At 43.9% G+C, this 20196-nt stretch carries 18 protein-coding genes, 1 tRNA gene and 1 pseudogene; 7 read left to right on the plus strand and 13 right to left on the minus strand.

Going from position 1 to position 20196, the window contains the following annotated elements; translation table 11 throughout:
* Genes hemH through ACPUEK_RS12805 form a run of 3 tightly spaced genes read right to left on the minus strand, consistent with a single transcriptional unit; the run spans nt 1 to nt 2736 of the window.
* The gene (hemH, locus tag ACPUEK_RS12795; protein ID WP_425640986.1) at nt 1-996 is read right to left on the minus strand and encodes a ferrochelatase; all 996 of its coding nucleotides are present in this window, start codon (nt 994-996) and stop codon (nt 1-3) included.
* 10 nt (nt 997-1006) lie between these two features.
* Nucleotides 1007-1756, minus strand: coding sequence for a hypothetical protein (locus ACPUEK_RS12800; protein WP_425640987.1), 750 nt, complete (start codon nt 1754-1756; stop codon nt 1007-1009).
* 44 nt (nt 1757-1800) lie between these two features.
* On the minus strand, nt 1801-2736 hold the full coding sequence (locus tag ACPUEK_RS12805; RefSeq protein ID WP_067219604.1) for a chemotaxis protein CheV: 936 nt from the start codon (nt 2734-2736) through the stop codon (nt 1801-1803).
* A gap of 214 nt (nt 2737-2950) precedes the next feature.
* Between ACPUEK_RS12805 and ACPUEK_RS12810 the strand changes: the two genes are divergently transcribed.
* Nucleotides 2951-3718: a TatD family hydrolase gene (locus ACPUEK_RS12810; protein WP_425640988.1), complete on the plus strand. Its 768-nt coding sequence runs from the start codon at nt 2951-2953 to the stop codon at nt 3716-3718.
* A 15-nt stretch (nt 3719-3733) separates the two neighbouring features.
* Here the strand turns inward: ACPUEK_RS12810 and ACPUEK_RS12815 are convergent, their stop codons facing one another.
* From ACPUEK_RS12815 to ACPUEK_RS12835, 5 genes are all read right to left on the minus strand, one after another.
* Nucleotides 3734-4057: a glutaredoxin family protein gene (locus tag ACPUEK_RS12815; protein WP_067219597.1), complete on the minus strand. Its 324-nt coding sequence runs from the start codon at nt 4055-4057 to the stop codon at nt 3734-3736.
* Nucleotides 4050-4715, minus strand: coding sequence for a TetR/AcrR family transcriptional regulator (locus ACPUEK_RS12820; RefSeq protein ID WP_425640989.1), 666 nt, complete (start codon nt 4713-4715; stop codon nt 4050-4052). Before ACPUEK_RS12820 ends, ACPUEK_RS12815 begins: the two co-directional genes overlap by 8 nt.
* Before the next feature lie 108 nt (nt 4716-4823).
* Complete coding sequence (locus ACPUEK_RS12825; RefSeq protein ID WP_425640990.1) at nt 4824-7157, minus strand: DNA polymerase II; 2334 nt, start codon at nt 7155-7157, stop codon at nt 4824-4826.
* Nucleotides 7158-7169: 12 nt separating this feature from the next.
* A complete protein-coding gene (locus ACPUEK_RS12830) occupies nt 7170-9626 on the minus strand; it encodes an ABC transporter permease (RefSeq protein WP_425640991.1) in 2457 nt (818 codons plus the stop codon).
* Nucleotides 9626-10312 carry an ABC transporter ATP-binding protein gene (locus ACPUEK_RS12835; protein ID WP_067219583.1) on the minus strand — a complete coding sequence of 229 codons (687 nt, stop codon included), beginning with the start codon at nt 10310-10312 and terminating at the stop codon, nt 9626-9628. Before ACPUEK_RS12835 ends, ACPUEK_RS12830 begins: the two co-directional genes overlap by 1 nt.
* Nucleotides 10313-10325: 13 nt before the next feature.
* Here ACPUEK_RS12835 and ACPUEK_RS12840 point away from each other — a divergent pair, with 13 nt between their 5' ends.
* From ACPUEK_RS12840 to ACPUEK_RS12865, 6 genes are all read left to right on the plus strand, one after another.
* Nucleotides 10326-10940: an arylesterase gene (locus tag ACPUEK_RS12840; RefSeq protein ID WP_425640992.1), complete on the plus strand. Its 615-nt coding sequence runs from the start codon at nt 10326-10328 to the stop codon at nt 10938-10940.
* Nucleotides 10941-10951: 11 nt separating this feature from the next.
* Nucleotides 10952-11893 carry a D-2-hydroxyacid dehydrogenase gene (locus ACPUEK_RS12845; RefSeq protein WP_425640993.1) on the plus strand — a complete coding sequence of 314 codons (942 nt, stop codon included), beginning with the start codon at nt 10952-10954 and terminating at the stop codon, nt 11891-11893.
* Nucleotides 11890-12618 (plus strand): RluA family pseudouridine synthase, encoded by a 729-nt coding sequence (locus tag ACPUEK_RS12850; RefSeq protein WP_425640994.1) that lies wholly within the window; start codon nt 11890-11892, stop codon nt 12616-12618. The genes ACPUEK_RS12845 and ACPUEK_RS12850 overlap by 4 nt, the downstream gene beginning before the upstream one ends.
* Nucleotides 12619-12627: 9 nt before the next feature.
* Nucleotides 12628-12972: a translation initiation factor gene (locus ACPUEK_RS12855; RefSeq protein ID WP_067219571.1), complete on the plus strand. Its 345-nt coding sequence runs from the start codon at nt 12628-12630 to the stop codon at nt 12970-12972.
* A 146-nt stretch (nt 12973-13118) separates the two neighbouring features.
* The gene (locus tag ACPUEK_RS12860; RefSeq protein ID WP_425640995.1) at nt 13119-14126 is read left to right on the plus strand and encodes a GGDEF domain-containing protein; all 1008 of its coding nucleotides are present in this window, start codon (nt 13119-13121) and stop codon (nt 14124-14126) included.
* A 13-nt stretch (nt 14127-14139) separates the two neighbouring features.
* Nucleotides 14140-14547, plus strand: coding sequence for an acyl-CoA thioesterase (locus ACPUEK_RS12865; protein WP_425640996.1), 408 nt, complete (start codon nt 14140-14142; stop codon nt 14545-14547).
* Nucleotides 14548-14612: 65 nt separating this feature from the next.
* Here ACPUEK_RS12865 and ACPUEK_RS12870 read toward each other — a convergent pair whose 3' ends face one another.
* The 5 genes and pseudogenes from ACPUEK_RS12870 to ACPUEK_RS12890 form a co-directional block, all read right to left on the minus strand.
* Nucleotides 14613-15830 (minus strand): EAL and HDOD domain-containing protein, encoded by a 1218-nt coding sequence (locus ACPUEK_RS12870; RefSeq protein WP_425640997.1) that lies wholly within the window; start codon nt 15828-15830, stop codon nt 14613-14615.
* A gap of 469 nt (nt 15831-16299) precedes the next feature.
* Nucleotides 16300-17757 carry a cell division protein ZapE gene (zapE, locus tag ACPUEK_RS12875; protein WP_425640998.1) on the minus strand — a complete coding sequence of 486 codons (1458 nt, stop codon included), beginning with the start codon at nt 17755-17757 and terminating at the stop codon, nt 16300-16302.
* A gap of 333 nt (nt 17758-18090) precedes the next feature.
* Nucleotides 18091-19054: pseudogene (locus ACPUEK_RS12880) on the minus strand (IS5 family transposase).
* 382 nt (nt 19055-19436) lie between these two features.
* Nucleotides 19437-19524 (minus strand) — tRNA-Ser (locus ACPUEK_RS12885).
* Nucleotides 19525-19595: 71 nt separating this feature from the next.
* Nucleotides 19596-20162 (minus strand): nitroreductase family protein, encoded by a 567-nt coding sequence (locus ACPUEK_RS12890; RefSeq protein WP_067037818.1) that lies wholly within the window; start codon nt 20160-20162, stop codon nt 19596-19598.
* Nucleotides 20163-20196 lie beyond the last annotated feature (34 nt).

Here is a 20196-nt window from a genome sequence, read left to right on the forward strand (position 1 = left end):
TCAATTCATCCAGTGTTGAGTGTTCTCAAGTACAAGCGTTTCATAAAGACTAACATGATCTTTGCTGTCATTAAGTGCAGCAATGTAGTCAAACGCCTCTCCACCAGCGTCCATAAACTCGTCTCGTAATTGCAGGTCTATTTCTTCAAGCGTTTCAATACAATCAATAGCAAATGCTGGACTGATCATATTCAAAGACTTAATCCCCTTCTTAGGCATCGCACGAATGGTTTCATCAGCATAAGGCTTTAACCACTCTTCTCGACCAAATCGTGATTGATAGGCATGTGTATACTCTGACTCATTTAAGCCAAGCTTTGCCACCACAGCTTGTGTAGTTGCTTCACAACGAGATTGGTAAGGATCGCCTTCTGTCACATAACGTTTTGGTATGCCATGATACGAAAACATCAAATGTCGCTTACTGCCTTGAACGGCCCATTGCTTTTCAATACTTGCGGCAAGCGCGTCGATATATTGCGGATGATCCGCATAATCTTGCAACAGATTGAGGGCTGGCCAATGCGGACAACGCTTTAGGGATGACATCAACCTATCATAAGCCGCCGCAGTGGTTGAACGCGAGAACTGAGGGTACATTGGCAATACCACAATGCGTTCAACATGATGTTGCCGAAACACTTTAGCTGCTGCCTCGACGCTGGGTTCACCATACGTCATAGCCATGATCGTTACAAAACGCTGTCCATCGGCATTTAATTTTTCATCCAGTTTCTTGGTTAATCTCTGGCCTAACACCAGTAACGGTGAGCCTTCATCCATCCATACTTCTTGGTACACTTTGGCTACCTTTCTAGGACGAATATTCAAAATAACACCGTTTAAAATAGGCTTCCAAATCAAAGGATTCACATCAACAACTCGTGGATCAGAGAGAAACTCCTTCAAGTATTTTCGCACAGCTTTAGGAGTGGGTGCTTCCGGTGTTCCTAAATTAATAAGTAACACACCGATTAAACTTTTTTTCTGATTCATAGTCATTCCGTTACGTAGAAAAGATAATGTGCTTAAAAATCAAGTGTGCCCAGACACTTAGACACATCGCCAATACGATCCAATCCAGTACTTTGGATTCAAATTGACTAACATGAATACGTTGTGACAGTAGCAGTCCTAATAAAAGACCTACCAACCCAGCTAAAGCGATAAGTGGCGACAGGTAATCAAACATCATTCCAGCCGGTAGAGCCAGTATTCCAACCAATGCGCCAATGAGTGAAAAACACCATAATGCACAACGATTCGCGGAGTTAGTATGTTGATTTAACCCCGATAAAATTGACATTCCTGAGCTTAATCCGAGCCATTGAGGGAGACCGATAAGCAGCCCAACAATGATTGACAGTCGTTGAGGGATTCTCTGCAAATCCAGCTTTGGCCAGCGCCACCCTATAAAATTTACCAGTGTTGTTAAGCCTAATAAACTCAGCAGTCCGACAAAACCCCATGGCAATAAAAAGACTAGCTGAACCCCGACAAAGCTCCCAAGTGACAATCCTGCCCCTAAACGGGTAACGGACTCTATATTTAGACTTTGCCGCTCTTTAAAGACGCAACATCCTGCGTAAGTAAGAGCGAAAGGCATCAAACTCACAAACAGCGAAAGCAAGGTTGTGACGTCGTCTAAAGCGAGCAAACTGCACGGGATGATAATAATAAATGGGTCTAAGCGTAATCGTTTATTTACGATTACAGCACACAGCGAAGATAGAACAATATATATAGATAACAGCATAAGGAGAAACACCCTGATCAATCAGGGTGTTTTAATGGGGCAAATTATTCCGCTTCCATAACACTACGGATTCGATCTTGAATCACGGTCGCTAATTTATCTGGCTGGAATTTAGATAAAAAATCATCACACCCTACTTTTTGAACCATAGCTTTGTTAAAGCTACCACTCAAAGAGGTATGCAACACAATGTATAGATCCTTCAAGCGAGGATCTTCACGAATTTCTCGAGTCAGACGATAGCCATCCATCTCCGGCATCTCTGCATCGGTAATCATCATGAGCAGCTTGTTGGGAACATCTTCCCCCTCAGCGGCCCATTTTTTAAGCAGATCCAAACCTCGTTTACCATCTGTGGCTGTATGCACTGCGATCCCTAAATGATCTAGGGTTGAACGACACTGAGCTAAACCAACAGATGAGTCGTCTACCACCAAAACTTCGAGACCATCGGCTAAGTTCAATAAATCTTTGTCAATGACTTCATCCGACACACGAGTGTCGTATGGCGATATTTCCGCGAGCACTTTCTCTACGTCTATGATTTCCACTAGGCGATCATTCACACGTGTAATCGCAGTTAGATAATGCGTACGGCCCGTACCATCGGGTGGTGGGAGAATTTCACTCCAGTTCATGTTAATGATTCGGTCTACTTCACCAACCATGAACCCTTGAACTGTGTTGTTATACTCTGTCACGATGAGATTACAGGGTTTATCTTTATCAATCGGACGAAGCCCAATCGATTCAGACAAATCGATGACAGGTACAGTACGGCCACGAAAATGGGTCACGCCTGCTACAGATGGATGACGGTGCGGCATTAAATTCAGACGAGGCAGCTGAACCACTTCCTGCACTTTAAATACGTTGATAGCAAATAGCTGCATGCCCCCCAGACGAAACATCAACAACTCCAGTCGGTTTTCACCAACCAGCTGTGTTCTCTGGTCTACTGCATCTAACATTCCCGCCATAACATACTCCGAAACGTAAGTTTTATACTCAAGGTACAACTTTAATAATGATAGTTAATTATGCCTAACATAACAGTAATTTTTTGCAGTATAAAACTGTTAAGTCATGATCTACAAAGAAATTCATACAATTTCGATACACAACTACGACAAAGGATTCTGTTCGCTCACCATAGGCTGGTAAAATGTTACCAAAGATCAACTTGGAGATAGTATGCTAGACATTGGCGTTAACTTAGATCACTCATCTTACCTTAAAGACCTAAACGCTTTTCGAGAGCAATACCAACAAGCTGAGGTCGAGGGTATTATTTGTATCGCTTCGAACTTAGAAGAAGCTCAAAAGTTAGTCACAACCTGTTCGCCTTATCCTGACATGCACTATACATTTGGCTGCCACCCACACCACGCCTCGACTTGGCAAGATAGCCACACTAAAGTTTTATTAGAAACCTTCAAAACTGATTCAAAAGCCATCGCTGTAGGTGAAATGGGACTCGATTTTAATCGTAACTACTCGACCCCCAACGAACAAATCTATGCGTTCGAGGCGCAGCTTACTATTGCCAGCCAAGCCAATAAACCTGTCTATTTACATGAGCGGGACGCATTTGCGGAGCTAACCCAACGGCTTGCTCAAGCTCACTTACCCAGACAAGGGGTGATCCATTGTTTTACTGGAGATAAGGATCAACTAAGAACATATCTTGATCTTGGATTGTATGTGGGTATTACAGGCTGGCTGTTAGACGAGCGTCGCAACCAAGCGCTTGTCGAAGCTGTCAAATATCTTCCATTAGACAGAGTCATGCTTGAGACCGATGCGCCGTATTTATTACCACGTAATATTCGGCCTCGGCCGAAACGAAATCACCCGAAATTTTTGCAATACATCGCTCAAGGGGTGGCTGATGTTAAACATGTTTCACTGGTAGATGTGATCAACGCTGCCAACCGTAATACTCACGCGTTGTTTTTCTAACACCCGTTAATTTGATTACTTCGAAGAGCCCACCAAGAAGATACGCCGAGGTTTGCGGACTGAAATGTCCGCAGATTTGGGATCGTTTGCAGGAATGACCGGACTCGTTGAGTGTGTCGACAGCACTTTATCAACTTTAGCCTCGTTAAACGGCCAATCTGCTTCGATTACTCCATTTGAAAGCACAGGAATACGCAATCCGTATTGATTAACTAACTGTTCATCATCAGCAATATCAATATGCGTTAGACCAACATCACCAAAGAAATGACGTAGCCATATCTCTGCTTCTTCACATAAATGACACCCTAAAGTGCCGTATAATACAATGTTAGACATAACCCGCTTGTGTTTTCTCTAATTCTAAAATGGATTGCGGTAAAGGTGCCAAGGGAGTGACAGGACAAACAAGATTGCCCGCATGCAATAATTCATCACCGGAAATACCCATGGAGGACAATGCCAGCACCACAATCTGCGTTGCTTCTTGCTCCGGCAACATTTTGTGCGACGCATGATATTCTTTAAGCAGAGGAAATACACCATTTTCAATAAACGATGCTGTCAGCTTAGGATTATTGTGGCGCCTATGAGACATTGAGCCTTCTAAAACCATAGGCTCTAACAGCGATACCAGCCCCCCTTCTAAGCGTTCAGAAAAACCATCCGCTTTAAAGAAGTAATTCGCCCATTCAGGCTTAGCATTAAGAATATTGACAAAATATTTGATCAATAAGGATATGCGGCATTCGATGCTAGTTTGTGTGAATATCAGACTGTTTATATCTTTAATAATCATAAGAGACAAACAAGCTCGTACATCGGCTAAGGCATCGTCTTTACTATCATAATAATTATAAAACGTACCAATACTAACGCCCGCTGAAGCGGCGACATGCTGTACCGTAATCTCACTCCAATCGGTTTCCAATAACAGCTCCTGAACGGCACTGCGTAAACGGTCTTGGGTTAAAACTCTTTTGGGTGCTAACGCCATGTTTATCTCAACTATCAATCCATAAAAGTTGTGTCGCATCACAAAAGCAACATCTGTTGCTGAATTAAAGGATTCAGCAACAGATGTACTCTTTATAAGGCCATCCGCTTATAGCAAATTAAACTGCGGTGTCAGTATATCAACAACATTCAAATTAAGCATATGAAAAACGCCTTCTGCAATAGGCAAAATTTGTTTATCAATATAATGTTGATAATCTAAGCTGCTTAAGTCTTCATCACTTAAATACGGAACAACACCTGCCAAACTGTAAATGTATTGCACCCTTTTACGTCCACGCTCGTATTCCGGTGGCAACCCTTGCTTATGTCGAATTTCATCCGCCATTTTTGCTGCACGTACGTGAGGCGGCTGGGTTTTGGTGTACTTTGCCAATGGACGTGTCAATTGTTTGGAATAGATCAACTCATGATCGAACTTACCCGCCAGTAGATCACTGACAAAATCCGCCACATAGCGATCCATATCTTTATCAAAGAATACATGCTCAAAGAGCTCGACTTGAAAACGTTTTGCTAACGGGGTCCAATCACTTCGGGCGGCTTCCAGACCTTTGAATACGAGCTCGCCATTGGTGAGGCCTGCGTAGCGTTTTTTTGATCCTTCTTCTTGACCACGAATAGTTGGCATATAAAAACGGGTATAAAGCGTTTCAAACTCTAGCTCTAGATGTGAGTCAATATCGGCATACTCGCCACACCATTCGCTTAAGCATTGGTTGACAACGCCACACAAATCTTTCCCTGCTTGCCATGCCTGCTCTTCAGATAAAGCATCAGACAACGTAATGAACAGCGAATCAGTATCACCGTAAATCACTTTCGCACCACGCTCTTCCATCCATTGCTTGCTACGACCCAGTAATTCATGGCCGCGCATCGTAATTGAACTGGCTAACTCGGCATGGTAAAAGCGACACACTGACGAGCCAAGCACACCATAAAATGAGTTCATGATGATTTTGATCGCGTAACTTAAAATATCATTGCCATCCCGTTTTGCGGTTTCACGTGATTGAGCAAGCTCAGCCACTAACTCCGGCAAGATAGCAAATTGTCGCTGAAACGATGCCCCACGATAACCAGGCACAAGACCTTCATCTTGCGCCAAAGCTTGCGCTACAACTCGGGCTAATGGATCAACAAAGAATGTACGAATTATACTCGGGTATAGACTCTTAAAGTCGAATACCAACACGTTTTTGTATAAACCAGGCACAGAATTCATCACAAAGCCGCCAGGGCTTGGGACAAACTTGTCCTCACTCCAAGCAGGTCCAACCCACCCAGAACGATGCAGTCGTGGTAAATATAAATTCTCAAATGATGCAACAGAGCCACCGGGTTGTGACATTGGAATCCCCGTCAAATCCACTCGTGTCTGCTGTAATTCGATCAACTTTAATTTTGCAAAGATACGCTCAACCAATACACAATCTTGTAGGTTGTACGCAGCAAAGTTGGCCAACTCTTCGCGATGTAATCGTTCGATCTCTTGCCAGCGATCACCACCCGTAATTAGCTTACTTTCATCCAGTAGTTCATTACTGACGTTGTTCAGGCTGTACGAATTAAAGTGGTACCCACCGACCTTGAGCATGGTAATACCATCTAACACCACGCGACCAGCAATGGACGCAAACACTTTGCCGCTTTCTTTTGCTTCACGTACGCGCCAAGGCTCACCTTGTACGCCCAACGTTGGCTTAATGCCAAGCGCTCGAAAACGCTGATCCAGAAACATTAAATCAAAGCCAATGACATTCCAGCCAATAATAATATCTGGTGCATGCTTACGTACAAACTTAATAAACGCCATCAATAACTTACGTTCATCCGTAAACGTATAAACGTTTTCTATTTGAGCCGGTTCAGTGGTGACAACGAGCACGACCTTACGATCACCACTGGTGACACCTATAGATAATAATTCATTGCGCGACACAGACGTCTCGATGTCTAAAGACCATACCTGCCAATCAGGTTGGTAGTCTCCGGCTTTCAATTTTGCTTGAGTATAAGTGGCTCCAGAAGCATCGGGCACACCAACAAAAGCAACTTGGCCCCGAATATGTCGCTCCATTAAGTAGCGATCTTCTGGCTTAATGTCTTCTTCGTAGACCAAATAGCCCTGTTTTTTTACCAACGCAACCATTTGCTGCTGCAGCAACAAGCTCTGACAGCGAACAACATTGACCGTATCATGGGAAAAAGATTTCAGCTGCGTCTCTTCAGATTGAATACCAGGCACATCGGTAGCCAGAGCCTCCAAAGGTGCATTGGTGAAAAACAATGTTTCAGGGTTGGCGATGGCCACTTTGACCGTGCCTTCGTCAGTCTTCACATAGTAATGAATGTCTAAACGACCTTTTTCATCCTGACTGTGACGACTGACGATGTATCCTTGCTGTGATTCAAACATGGTTATGGGTACTTAGATGGATCTCAATAAACGAATGGGCGGCACTTTTAGCACAGCTCGACTCGCAAATACACCAATAATTGTGACAATCCCCCAGCCAGCTAGTGGGCCAACTACCCACAATAACGGATGAAAGGTCACTTCCATTTCAAACACAAAGTGCTGTAACCCCACTAAAGCAAGCTCTGCACCCGCCGCGCCAATTAATCCAGCAAACAAGCCTAAGGCGCCAAATTCGATCAATAAAACCTGTCGAACGATCTTTTTAGTAGCACCTAACGTTCGCAACAACGCCCCTTCTTCCAGCCGCTCATCAAGCGTTGAACGAACGCTTGCAATCAACACTAACGCGCCAGCCCCTAAAATAAAGGTCAGTACGATTTTTAATGCATTTGCCAATTGCGCAATAATGTCCTGCACCTGCTTTAATAACTCACCAATATTCAACATAGAAACGGTTGGGTAATTTGCCATAAAGCGATAAAACCCTGCGGCGCTGGTGTCGTCTAAAAAGACACTGCTGACATAATTGGCTTGATAATCCGAGAGCACCGACTGAGGTAAGATCAAATAAAAATTGGGTTGCATACTTTGCCAGTCGACCGTTCGTATCGAGGTAATGGGCAAAGTATAATCTATCCCCCCAACATTAATGGTCAGCTCATCCCCCAACCCCACATTCGCTTCGATAGCCGCCTCTTGTTCAATAGACACACCTGCAGCGCTGAAGTCCCCATCGACCAGTGTTGAGCCTTCACCGATTTGATCAGCCCACGTTAAGTTTAGTTCCCGCTCCACAATCTCAGGTTCGTTGCGGCGATCTGGGAATAACACGTCTACGGCCTCACCATTTATCTCAATCACTCGACCTCGAACCATGGGAAACCAATCTGACGCGGTAATATTATTGTCTTGGGTATAACTCTTGATCCCCTTCAACTGTGCTTCTTGAACATTAAATAGATAATGGTTTGGGGTATTTTCAGGGACTTGTGCCTGCCAATCTTGAATCAAATTACTTTGTACACCCACCAACACCAGGCTGAGCATGATGATTAACGTAAAAACGAGGAGCTGAAACAAGTTTGACACAAGACGTCGATGTAATGCGGCCAACCCTAGTTGCCAGCCAGTAGTCGATTGTTTGGATAATTTTCGGCTGATTGCAAACAACCCCCAGCCGACTAAAAACACTAAGCCCGTCACCACAGCTAAACCGATCATCACGATACTTGGCAACCGCCAACCACCGGCATAAATCACCATTAAGCCGTACATTCCCACTAGACCAAAGACAAACAACGACGTCGAGCTCACCTGCAACCCAGCATTGGGCTGCAATACGCGTAATGGCGGCACATTGACTAGGCGCGCCAACAAAGGTGCGCAAAACGCCAAGACCGAAATGATCGCAGTCGCAGCGCCAAGCCACAGTTTATTCAAGCTGGGCGATGGCAGCGAGCTGTTCATCAACGATGACAACAAATCCGCGATCACCCCCTGTATCAGAAGCCCTAACCCAGAACCCAACATAATCCCAAGCAGCGTAATCATTGACACTTGAAACACCATTATACGAACCAGTCGCTTCGGCGTAGCCCCCATGGTTTTCATAACTGCAAATTGCGTTAAGTGACGTTTCACATAACGTGCAGATGCCAGCGCCATAGCCACACCTGACATTACAACCGCCAACGTTCCCGCTAGCAGTAGAAAAGACTCAGCTCGGTTGACCGTATTACCAATTCGTTCACCACGCTCAATTGGTGTGCGAATGCGCTCGCCCTCGCCTAACGTAGATGAAAGTGCCGCATCAAATTGCTCCAATGCTTCAGCATCCCCAGCGTAAAGAAAAGCATAACGGACACGCGCGCCTGGAATAATCACTTGTGTTGAGGCTAAATCCGATCGGTTAATAATGGCTCTGGGAGCAATCGAGAACGCTGACGTAGCGCTACCAGGATCTCTTACTAGAAAACGAGTTACCGTTAATGGCGCCTCTCCTACTCGAACGGAATCCCCTAATTTAACATCCAGCAAACTGGCTAAGCGTGATGACAACCAAATTTTTCCGGCCTTTGGGGCTTCTTTTACCGCTTTTCCCACACCAAACAATGCATCATCAACTAAAAACTCACCACGTAGTGGGTAATTCTCTGCTACCGCGGTCACTTGAGCCAACTGCAGCCCATCTCCACCAAAAACCATGGAGGAGAAGGAAGCCGTTTGAGCTGTTTCTAGTCCTGCCAGTTTCGCTTCTTCTATCCACTTCTGTGGTATCGGCTCATCTCTACGGACACTTCGATCAGCCCCCAGCAAATTGGCAGATTGCACTTCGAAAGATTGCTGTAATCGATCCACGAATAAACCAATACCTGTCACCGTCGCAACAGATAAAACTAAAGCGATCAATAGTGTCAGAATATCGCCGGTTTTAAATTCCCTAAGCAGTAACCGCCAAGCAAACATTAGGACTCCTTAAGCTCGCCGTCATGAATTTCGATACGACGATCACAGCGTTGCGCTAATTCTGGATCATGTGTTACCACAACCAATGTAGTGCCTTGTTGACGATTTAACTCAAACAATAGATCCTCTACTAACGTGCCATTTTTACTGTCTAAGTTCCCCGTCGGCTCATCGGCAAATAATATTTTAGGAGCCGAAGCAAACGCACGAGCAATGGCAACACGCTGTTGCTCACCACCGGATAACTGTCTAGGATAATGAGTGATTCGATGAGATAAGCCGACTTTTTCTAACAGCTCACGAGCGCGGTCATCCGCTTTACCGTTGCCTTTCAGTTCATTAGGTAACATCACATTCTCCAACGCCGTTAAGCTTGGTAATAAATGGAATGACTGAAAAATAAAGCCCACGTATTTACCTCGTAAAATAGCCCTACCTTCTTCATCCAAAGTTTCTAGCGCTTCGCCATATAACTTAATAGTACCTTGCGTGTGTTGATCCAAACCGGCCATTAATCCCAGCAAGGTAGACTTACCTGAACCCGATGCACCAACGATGGCAACTGACTCACCGTCCTTGATATCAAGATTAATTCCTTTGAGTATGTCCAATTCACCATTGCTTGTTGTGACGGAATGGTTAAGCTTTTCTATTGTCAAAGCCGACAATGTTTCCGTGTCTTGCATAAATAGGTTGCCTATGTTTTCAAAATTATGTGTTGCGTTACTGTGTGTTTGTTCACTGCTTACCACAACGGTGCAAGCTAAAACGCTGTTAGTGTTTGGTGACAGCTTAAGTGCTGCCTATAACCTCAGACAACAGCAGGGTTGGGTTAGTTTACTCAGTCAACAATTAAAAAGTAGTCACCCAGATATCCAAGTGGTCAATGCCTCTGTCAGCGGAGAAACCACTCAAGGTGGTTTAGCACGATTCTCAAAGCTGCTGGATACCCACAATCCAAGTTGGGTCGTTATTGAACTAGGTGCCAACGATGGTTTGCGCGGATACCCGCTAAACCAAGTGCAACAAAATCTCGCAAAAATGATTGAGCAAGCACAACAAGCTAATGCTGAAATCCTGCTGTTAGGCAATCGTTTACCGAGCAATTACGGACGTACTTACACCGATCAATTTTTTAATATATACAAAGACTTATCAGATCAGTACGACACTCAGTACGTGCCTTTTATGCTTGAAAATGTGGCACTTAATAAAGCGCTGATGCAGAATGATGGATTGCACCCTAACGCCGCCGGACAGCCCGTTGTACTTGATAATGTTGCGCCTGCTTTACTGCCCATGTTGAACGATTAAAAGGAGTTACGATGAAAGCTGTATTTTTGGATCGCGGATCTTTCCCAGAAGAGGTATTTATTCCAGTGCCAGAGGGTGTGAAAGAAACACATTTTTTTCATAATTCAAATGATACGAATACGCTTGAACGCATTCAATCGGCCGACATTGTAATGACTAACAAGGCCGTTTTAACACGTGCATTCTTAGAGCAAGCCTCAAACCTGAAGCTTGTACAAGTGATGGCTACAGGTACGAACAATGTCGACTTAGACGCCTGCAAAGAACTTGGTATTACCGTCCAAAATGTGGCTGGGTATTCCACTGTCAGTGTACCAGAGCATACCTTTGCTATGATTCTGGAGCTAAGACGTAATCTGACTCGCTACCGCGAAGCGATTAAGCAAGGGCGTTGGAGCCAGTCTGAGTTCTTTTGTTTTATGGATTACCCTATTACCGACTTGGCCAACAGTACTTTATGCATCATTGGTAAAGGCACACTTGGTAAGCAGGTTGAAGCAATTGCTACCGCATTTGGCATGCAGGTCATCTTTGCAGAACATAAGCATACTGACTCCGTACGCGACGGTTATGTGGCATTTGATGAAGCTATAAAAGCCGCTGATATCATTAGCTTGCATTGCCCTCTTACAGATCAAACACATCATATGATTGATAAAGATGCTTTCAAACTTATGAAGCCGAACGCTCTATTAATTAATAACGGTCGAGGCGGACTAGTCGATGAGCATGCGTTGGTTAATGCATTGAAGCAAGGCAAAATTGCGGGTGCTGGATTTGATGTCGCGACCACTGAACCCATGCCGCAAGATCATGTTTTACAGACCATTGCCGATTTACCTAACTTCATACTCACGCCACATGTTGCTTGGGCGAGTGAATCTGCAATTTCACGCTTACTACAGATCGCTTGTGATAATATGGATACTTTTATCAAGCAACAGACTTCATGACCTTAGAGATCCTTCATATTGATGACGACTTAGTCGTCGTAAACAAGCCCAGTGGATTACTTGTCCACCGCACGGACTTAGCAAAACATGAGCAAGATGCCGTTGTTCAACGTCTCAACGAACAATTAGGTCGTTGGGTCTTCCCAGTACATCGCCTTGATCGCGCTACTTCCGGTGTTTTGGTGATGGCATTAAATGAAACCGTTGCACGTAAACTCGGTGAGCAGTTTATGGCGCGTACAACAGGGAAACATTACCTTGCCATTGTCCGTGGACACACAGCAGATCAAGGCACGATCGATTATCCTCTTGCAAAGCTTAACGAAGAAAAAGGCCGCTCTCGCTTTAAAATCGAAGGCACTGAAAAAGAAGCCGTCAGTCACTTTCAGACGTTAGAAACCTTTGAAATTCCAGTGCCAGTAAGCCGCTACAATCAAATGCGCTTAAGTCTAGTCAGCGTGCAACCAGAACATGGTCGCACCCATCAAATTCGTCGTCATTTTAAACATGTGTTTCACCCACTACTGGGAGACACTCGCTATGGCTGCCGTCACCACAATCAAGCCATGCGCGGCCATTGGTTTGAAGACTTACGATTGATGCTACACGCCAAGCAATTAAGTTTTACGCACCCAACCACTCAAATGCGTATGTCAATTGATGCTCCTGTTCCAGATGATATGCAACAATTGATTGAATCACTCAGACAACAAACCTGCAATTAGAGTCACACTATGAAAAATAAACTTGTTTACTCAACTGACCAGGGTCGAATATGCCCTGAATGTGAACACAATTTAGACGACTGCCAGTGTCATGACAGCTCAAAAGTTCTTGGCTCTGGCAACGTTAAAATTCAGCTCGAAACCAAAGGCCGTAAAGGCAAAGGCGTAACATTGATTAAAGAGCTGGCGCTGAATGCCGAAGAGCTGAAAGCGCTGGGCAAAAAACTCAAAAACCACTGTGGCGTAGGTGGCTCTGTCAAAGAAGGTGTTATCGAGATTCAAGGTGACCAACGAGAGAAGATTAAAGCCTATTTAGACAGCCAAAACATCAAAGCAAAAATCGCTGGCAGCTAATTTACATTCCGTTACAAAAACACTTTAATGTAAACATCTCTTACGAATATTTTGAAAAAAGCCCTGAAAATCAAGGATTTTTGTTTTGATTTTGAATGTTATATTGTTAAATTTATCTGAATAGTAATTCACTAAAAGAGGTTTGAATGCACCCCGACAGTCCACGTCAGGCCAATGCTCTATTGTATAAAGCAGTCCCGCTGATGCGAAAAATGGACATCGCACCAACACCATATAACTATGGTATTTGGTATGAATACGTGCGGCAAACCTCGCCCAAGCTCAACCAACTGATGGACTCCACTATTGGTCGCTTAGGCAGTCTACCCAGCTTTATCTCAAAAGAACTGTTTCATCAATTTCTTGTTGCAGAAGAGGCGCGCTATAACAGCGATCATAAAGATCGACTTGAAGAGCTGGTCAACTCGGTATCAACCAGCACTTACACAATGACAGAAAGCCTCCAAGAGCTTGGTTCAGTCATCGAAAAGAGCCGCTGCGTATTGTCTCGCGCCGACCGACAGCAACATCTTGAGAAAGTCGTTCGCTACCTCGACCAAGGCACCAAGAAAGCACTAGAAGAAGCCGAGTACTTCTCAACATCTTTACACAAAGTAAATGAAGAAGTGTTGCAGCTAAAAGCAGAATTGGATGAGATGAAAAACAATGTTGATCTAGATCCTTTAACACAGTTGCTTAACCAAAAGGGATTGGAGCGTCAGCTGTATTCATTGATCCCCTCATCTGAAGATGACCTCTCACTTTTAATACTCGACATTGATTACCTAAAACAAATTAATCACAAAAACGGTCGACGCGCCGGTACAGCGCTTATCTGTCACATCAGTCGAATATTACACAGTAAGAAACTTGAAAATGCGACAATCGCTCGACTGAATGGCGGTACATTTGCCATCGTTCTGCATGAGGCCACGCTTGACTATGCTATTGAGTACGCTGAAATACTCCGCACGCACCTTAACAAGCAACGATTAAAGAGCCGTTCTGGCGAGGGCATTATTGATAAAATTTGTGTATCTGTTGGCGTTGCAACCGTTATCGGACAAGAAACCCCCGCCAATCTTATTGCTCGAGCAAGTGGGTATCTGGATAATGCAAAGCGCCAAGGTCGAAACCGAACCGCCAGTCGTTAATTTGGGAAGATATATGAACACGGACAACTTGCCACACACCACTCTTATCGAAGTGCGCGATTACGAATGTGACATGCAAGGCATCGTCAATAACGCGGTCTATCAAAACTATCTAGAACACGCTCGTCACACCTTTATCAAAGACAAAGAACTAAACTTTGCCGACATAACTAAAGATGGTATCCATTTAGTCGTCATGCGTGCCGAAGTCGACTACAAGCGACCGTTAAAAAGCGGCATGATCGCTAGAGTAGAAAGCCACTGTGAACCCATCAGTAAATTTAAAACCAAATTTACTCAGTCTATATATATTGGTGAAACAACCCAGCTGAGTGCTCATGCTGTCTTCATCATCGCCTCAATAAGCGACAATGGACGCCCTGCTGTTTACAAAGACATAAACAAACTTTTTAGCTTATAAAGCAATTTTCACAAACCAAAAAAACCGCTACTTATAATAAAAATAGCGGTTTTTCTATAATTATGCTAAGAAAAACAATCAAGCCCATGTAATGCATCGGTTGCCCAGCTTCGGCTCTCCAAATAAAACTTATTAAGAGCATCAATAGTAGAATCACTAGCTCCCAACAACTCAGCTTTTTCAAACTTCATTGCTAACAACAAAAGAGTGCCCTGCTTTCCACTATGACTTAATAATGCCTCTTTGATAGTGTCGCTAATAGGGAGTTGCTCACAGAGAACATCGATGTCTTGATTAAGCATCAGATCAGCCATGGAAAGTAGCCCCATAATAAATGCCTCATCTGGATTGGTATTGAACTTATATTGCGCAAGCTTTTGACACATGGCGGCTCGCGTCAAAACCTTAGGCAAAAGTAACATTTTACAGGGGTCATCATTGGCTATTACTAATGTTGTCACCAATGTTCTGAGTTTATCCAGTCCAACTACCGCCATCGCATGCTGTATACTCGTGATCGTATTCACTCTTTTATAATGAGCTGAGTTGATCATTTTTAACAAACGCACAACAATTTGTGGTTCATACAGAAGTTGTTGCTCTACTTTCCCCAAATCCACATCATCTCTGTAAAGCTCTTTGAGGATATTCATTCGGGCATTTAGATTACTGCTTCGATGTACAGATAACGCACTTTTTACTTCAGGCCTCGAAAAAAAATAACCTTGAAACAACGTGCATCCAAGATGTTTGTACCGCTCAAATAACTCCATTGTTTCTACTTTTTCAGCCAATAGGGTTATCCCGTTCAAAAGATACAGATCAATTTCAGACTGACTTGGCGGGCTTTCTAACACATCTAGTTTAATGATATCTACAAAGGGTAGCATCGGACGGGTTTTAGGTGTCAGGACAAAGTCGTCTAGCGCGATGGTATAACCAAGCTCTTTAATTTTTTTTAGCGAAATCAGCAAACCGGAGTCTACTTTAACATTCTCTAAGACTTCTATGACCACCCTATCCGGATTGGGTGGCAATAAATCAGGATTAAGTAGCCATTCGCGCGGAGCATTAAAAAAAAGTTTTCTTTCACCGCACAAGCTTTCAATACCAGTTTCGTAAAAAGCTACATTACAGGCTCTTGATGTCGCGACTAAATCATCTTCAATTTCCGCACTCTGAGCGGATCCTGAAGAACGATACAAAAGCTCATCGGCAACATGCCTTAGATTTTCGTCACAGATTGACTGCAACGCAATACAGTAGCCTGTTTTCTTTACCATGATATCTTTTATCCACTCAAGTGTACTTACCTATATTAAAGAAATTCAATATAAAAAGACGTTACAAATTTGTAATCAGAAAAATAATTTTTTCAGCCACAAAATCATACGGAGCAGTATAGCTGCGACTTCAACTCCGAAGCACACCTCACTCTCAATTAAGGAGTGATAAGTTGGTAATAAGGGAACATCTTGCAAAATTCACAGCCAACCCATTTATGAACAACTCATCTCCTCTCTAGAAGCTGTTTTTTGCTTGGTTAAGCTCGTGCTCTCTTTTGACTAGATCAAGAAAGAAGACTGCTGATGGAAAATTGGTATCTGAATGCCCTTTAAACGAAAAATAGCAAATCCACTTTGGATAGGGAAGCTGCGATTATGAGCTCACATCGCACCAAAATTCTTTCATTTGAGTGAAAAAACATGAGATGTCACTCATTTTAGTTTTTTGCAAGGTAAAGACCCTTCGTCATTGCCGCCCCCATTCCTTTCCACCCATTTCTTCCAACCGAGATGCGGCTCGTCGAAAGGAAAAGGCGAGATCACTTGCAGCCGAAAATTGTGCTAGTGACACACCAACTCGACCCGTCGCTGACCACTCGACATATTTCCCCTCTTTGGTGCGAATCATGGTCGTCGCAAAAGAGCTCGAGTTTCCCCCCTTCTCATTGACAAACAATTCTTCTTCTCCATCACTGCTTTCGACTTGCGCTTCAAAATCGACAAACAATTCGTCGAGTGGGACTTGTGCCGCCAGCACCAAGCGGGTGCGAGATTCATAACACGCGTCAATGAGTGTCACGAATCGTCGCGCTTCGTTGAGGTGTTTGGCGTCCAGTTGGGGGACGCGGTCAATGATGAGGACCGGAAATCGGTCGCAGAGGGAATTATAATCGGCCGCCCCGAGCGGTTGGTAGCACAACTCGGAAAAGTCAAACCAGGCGCACCGGTCATTCAATCGAGCGACCTGGACGGTGCGACCAAAGAGGACAGGTATGATCTCGGCTTCAGTTCCGGATGCAGTGCCACCAAATATTTCTTCCAACTGCGCCTGCATGTTGTTATTAATATTATTATCGCCATGAAAATCCTTGTTTGACCAAAAATAGGATTGACCATACGCTCGATTTTCGAGTCGATAATCCTTGCGGGAATTCTCCATGGAAATAATGTCGGACGTGTGTTTTAACATATCGATGAATGGCAAAAAAAGGGATCGGTTAATGCCTCCCTCATACAAAGCATCGGGTGATCTATTCGAGGTCGCCACCACCACGACATTGCAATCAAGTAATAGTGAAAATAGTCGCTTCAAAATCATGGCATCGGCAATGTCTGTCACTTGAAATTCATCTAAACAGAGGAGTTGAGCTTCTTGTGCCAATTGTTGCGCAATAATGGGAATCGCATCACCTCGTGGGTGCTGCTGTTTGTAGTCAAAGATTCGATGATGGACGTCTAGCATGAATTCATGAAAGTGGACGCGGCGTTTGGTAATTTTTGTGTGTTTGTAGCTGTCATTATTATAGCAAGAATCATCAGTAACCGACGCGTAAAAGAGATCCATTAGAAAGCTCTTGCCGACCCCGGTTGTTCCATGAATGTACATGCCTCGAGGTGGTGGACCAAAAAACCACAAATGAAACTTCTTTCGAAGAAAGGACTGGGTGAATGCCAGGGGCCGCGCCAGTAACACTGAACCGCTGCTTGTACAACTGCTCTCTGTCGGATCGTCGGTGCACACGCGTACTGGTGGGAGCCATGCAAGCGACTCATGCAGGGCATCGAATTTTGCCGCCAGAACGACTTGCGCGTCATCTCGTCGCACCTCCCCCGCGTCCAACTTGAGTTCATAAGCCGCCGAAACGGGGCCTGTAGATAAGCACCGCCGAGCGACGCGATGTTGTGTTTTCAACGTCTTCATCATCTTCTTCATCACCGAACTAACGAGTTTATAAACATGCTAATATGGTACGCTAGATTATTGTAAGAGGATCAAATGGATTTGCATTAGAGACTCAAGTTTTTGCGTTCAAGTTGAACGCAGAATTCAGCATAATTAACTGAATACTATAAATATAAATAGCCCTATTATGGTGCAATGCTTGTTATCTAGGGAATATGCGAATAAGTTAGCTAATTAGTACTAAGTCGCTTGCTGACTTGATTTGCCTTTGAATTTGCTCAAAATCTCAGTTTTTAGCGTGTCTTGTTCCCTAGTTGGTGTCTTTAAAGCTCCAACTACCGTTATCAAGACGGATTAACCCCGTGCAGATCTTATCATCTGATCCACTCGCAGTATGTTTCCCAGTGCAAACAACACCGCGAGCTTATTATCATTTTTTGATAACCCTTTATAGACCGCTTTACGGAAACCAAACTGACACTTGAGTATTCGAAACGGGTGCTCTACTTTTGCTCTAATACTGGCTTTTATACACTCAGTATTGATAGGCTTTTTATTAATGCGGGGATGCTTCTTCCATTCTCGAACCTTGCTTGGCATCTCCGCAATCAACCAGTCCAACTTCTTATCTTTGGTTTCCTCACGTTTTTCCACGCCACGGTAGCCTGAGTCGGCAGAGACAAACGTCTCATCGCCATGCGTGAGCTCAGTGATTTGGTTTAGGTCATGTTCATTGGCAGAAGTGGTGGTGAAACTGTGCACCAAGCCACACGTTTAGCATCGACTCCAATATGAGCCTTCAACCCAAAGAACCATTGATTTCCTTTCTTGGTTTGATGCATTTCTGGATCACGTGATTTGGCTTTATTTTTGGTTGAACTAGCCGCCTCAATAATAGTCGCGTCAACGATGGTGCCTTCTTTGAAGTAAATACCTGAGTCTGATAGCCATTTGTGGACTTCTTTAAATAGCTTTCGTGCAAGCTTATGCTTCTCCAGTAAGTACCTGAAATTCATAATAGTGGTGTGATCCGGTATCGTACCTTCTAAGGATAATCCAGCAAACAGCCGCATAGAGGTCATCTCATAAAGAGCGTCCTCCATGGCATGTTGTACCCGTTCTGCATAAAGTGAATGCGTAGCATGGTAGACAAAGGATAAGGGCGACGTCCGTTGCCTGCTTTTGGATAGAAGGGCTCAATTTGGGCTTCAAGCTGCTACCAAGGAATCAATTCATCCATTCGAGCAAGGAAGAGTTCTTTGCGAGTTTTGCGGCGTTTGCTGGTAAATTCGGTGTCGGCGAAGGAAAGCTGGTTCAGGATCGGTAGGCGTCGTAGCTGTCTTAAGTCGACGAAATTATCTCATGTTACCGACTTAATCGCATGTTCCTTAGTGTATGACTGATTTAACGAGGAAAATCACGAAAAATGCTGTTATACACAAAACCAACTTTTCTTTTTAATTACAATAACTTAAAAGCTATTAATGTTGAAAAGACTGATTTTAAGATTTGAGATAGGCATATTACGTTTAATCGAAAAGTGTATGACTCTAATTAGATGAAAGATTAGCCATACTTTTTGCACTACACTTTTTTCTTGGACGTAATCGTTCAATATGGACGCTATTGAACATAATTCATTGATTTTATGGAATTTTAGGCACAAAAAAAGACGTCCTTGGACGTCTTTTCTGAGATGATGGCGGTGAGCAAGAGATTCGAACTCTTGATGCCTTTCGACATACACGCTTTCCAGGCGTGCTCCTTCGGCCACTCGGACAGCTCACCTAAACTTTTCAATTCACTTGTTGTGATTTATGGCGCGTATGATAAGTTTGAAGTTATTGAATTGCAAGCTTTTATTCACTTACAAAGACAATTCTTTCAGAGACGCCTGTATCTTCAACACGCTTCGCTTGGACACTCGGTGTGCCCACATAAATCAGGCCTACTACTTGTTGATTTGCTTCCAAACCAAGTTGTTCTTTTGCATCATCGGTAAAAACAGCCGGACCCGTTCGCCATATACCTGCGTAACCCAAAGCCTCAACCCCTAACAACACTTGCTGAGATGAAGCCGCTACGGCCATTAGTTGCTCAAACTCAGGAACCTTTGGATGATCAACAATATCCGCATAGACAAGCAAAATAGCGGGAGCACGGAAGGCCTTTTTGATAAACACATCCGCCTTGTCGTCTGATAATTGCTCTACCTCAGACTTAGCATGGCGCCAGTACACTTCCCCTACTTTACGACGAGCGTCGCCTTCATATATTTTGAAACGCCAAGGTTTCAAATTTCCGTGGTCGGCAGCACGACTGGCAGCATCCAAAATATCCCACCACTCGTCATGACTAGGTGCAGGCTCAGTAAGCTGATTGTTGGATACACGATCACGCATGAAATGCAAAAAATCTTTACTCATAACTATAAAATTTCCGTTAAGATCATAAATATAC

This window comes from Marinomonas gallaica (assembly GCF_049821165.1).
Classification (GTDB): domain Bacteria; phylum Pseudomonadota; class Gammaproteobacteria; order Pseudomonadales; family Marinomonadaceae; genus Marinomonas; species Marinomonas gallaica.

Bases quoted from the DNA above. Each gene is read 5' to 3' on its own strand.
- ACPUEK_RS12845 (WP_425640993.1), top strand. From the start codon at position 10,952: ATGAAAGCTGTATTTTTGGATCGCGGATCTTTCCCAGAAGAGGTATTT.
- ACPUEK_RS12860 (WP_425640995.1), top strand. From the start codon at position 13,119: ATGCACCCCGACAGTCCACGTCAGGCCAATGCTCTATTGTATAAAGCA.
- ACPUEK_RS12805 (WP_067219604.1), bottom strand. From the start codon at position 2,736: ATGGCGGGAATGTTAGATGCAGTAGACCAGAGAACACAGCTGGTTGGT.
- ACPUEK_RS12810 (WP_425640988.1), top strand. From the start codon at position 2,951: ATGCTAGACATTGGCGTTAACTTAGATCACTCATCTTACCTTAAAGAC.
- ACPUEK_RS12830 (WP_425640991.1), bottom strand. From the start codon at position 9,626: ATGTTTGCTTGGCGGTTACTGCTTAGGGAATTTAAAACCGGCGATATT.
- ACPUEK_RS12870 (WP_425640997.1), bottom strand. From the start codon at position 15,830: ATGGTAAAGAAAACAGGCTACTGTATTGCGTTGCAGTCAATCTGTGAC.
- ACPUEK_RS12800 (WP_425640987.1), bottom strand. From the start codon at position 1,756: ATGCTGTTATCTATATATATTGTTCTATCTTCGCTGTGTGCTGTAATC.
- zapE (WP_425640998.1), bottom strand. From the start codon at position 17,757: ATGATGAAGACGTTGAAAACACAACATCGCGTCGCTCGGCGGTGCTTA.
- ACPUEK_RS12815 (WP_067219597.1), bottom strand. From the start codon at position 4,057: ATGTCTAACATTGTATTATACGGCACTTTAGGGTGTCATTTATGTGAA.
- ACPUEK_RS12820 (WP_425640989.1), bottom strand. From the start codon at position 4,715: ATGGCGTTAGCACCCAAAAGAGTTTTAACCCAAGACCGTTTACGCAGT.
- hemH (WP_425640986.1), bottom strand. From the start codon at position 996: ATGAATCAGAAAAAAAGTTTAATCGGTGTGTTACTTATTAATTTAGGA.
- ACPUEK_RS12850 (WP_425640994.1), top strand. From the start codon at position 11,890: ATGACCTTAGAGATCCTTCATATTGATGACGACTTAGTCGTCGTAAAC.
- ACPUEK_RS12855 (WP_067219571.1), top strand. From the start codon at position 12,628: ATGAAAAATAAACTTGTTTACTCAACTGACCAGGGTCGAATATGCCCT.
- ACPUEK_RS12865 (WP_425640996.1), top strand. From the start codon at position 14,140: ATGAACACGGACAACTTGCCACACACCACTCTTATCGAAGTGCGCGAT.
- ACPUEK_RS12835 (WP_067219583.1), bottom strand. From the start codon at position 10,312: ATGCAAGACACGGAAACATTGTCGGCTTTGACAATAGAAAAGCTTAAC.
- ACPUEK_RS12825 (WP_425640990.1), bottom strand. From the start codon at position 7,157: ATGTTTGAATCACAGCAAGGATACATCGTCAGTCGTCACAGTCAGGAT.
- ACPUEK_RS12890 (WP_067037818.1), bottom strand. From the start codon at position 20,162: ATGAGTAAAGATTTTTTGCATTTCATGCGTGATCGTGTATCCAACAAT.
- ACPUEK_RS12840 (WP_425640992.1), top strand. From the start codon at position 10,326: ATGTTTTCAAAATTATGTGTTGCGTTACTGTGTGTTTGTTCACTGCTT.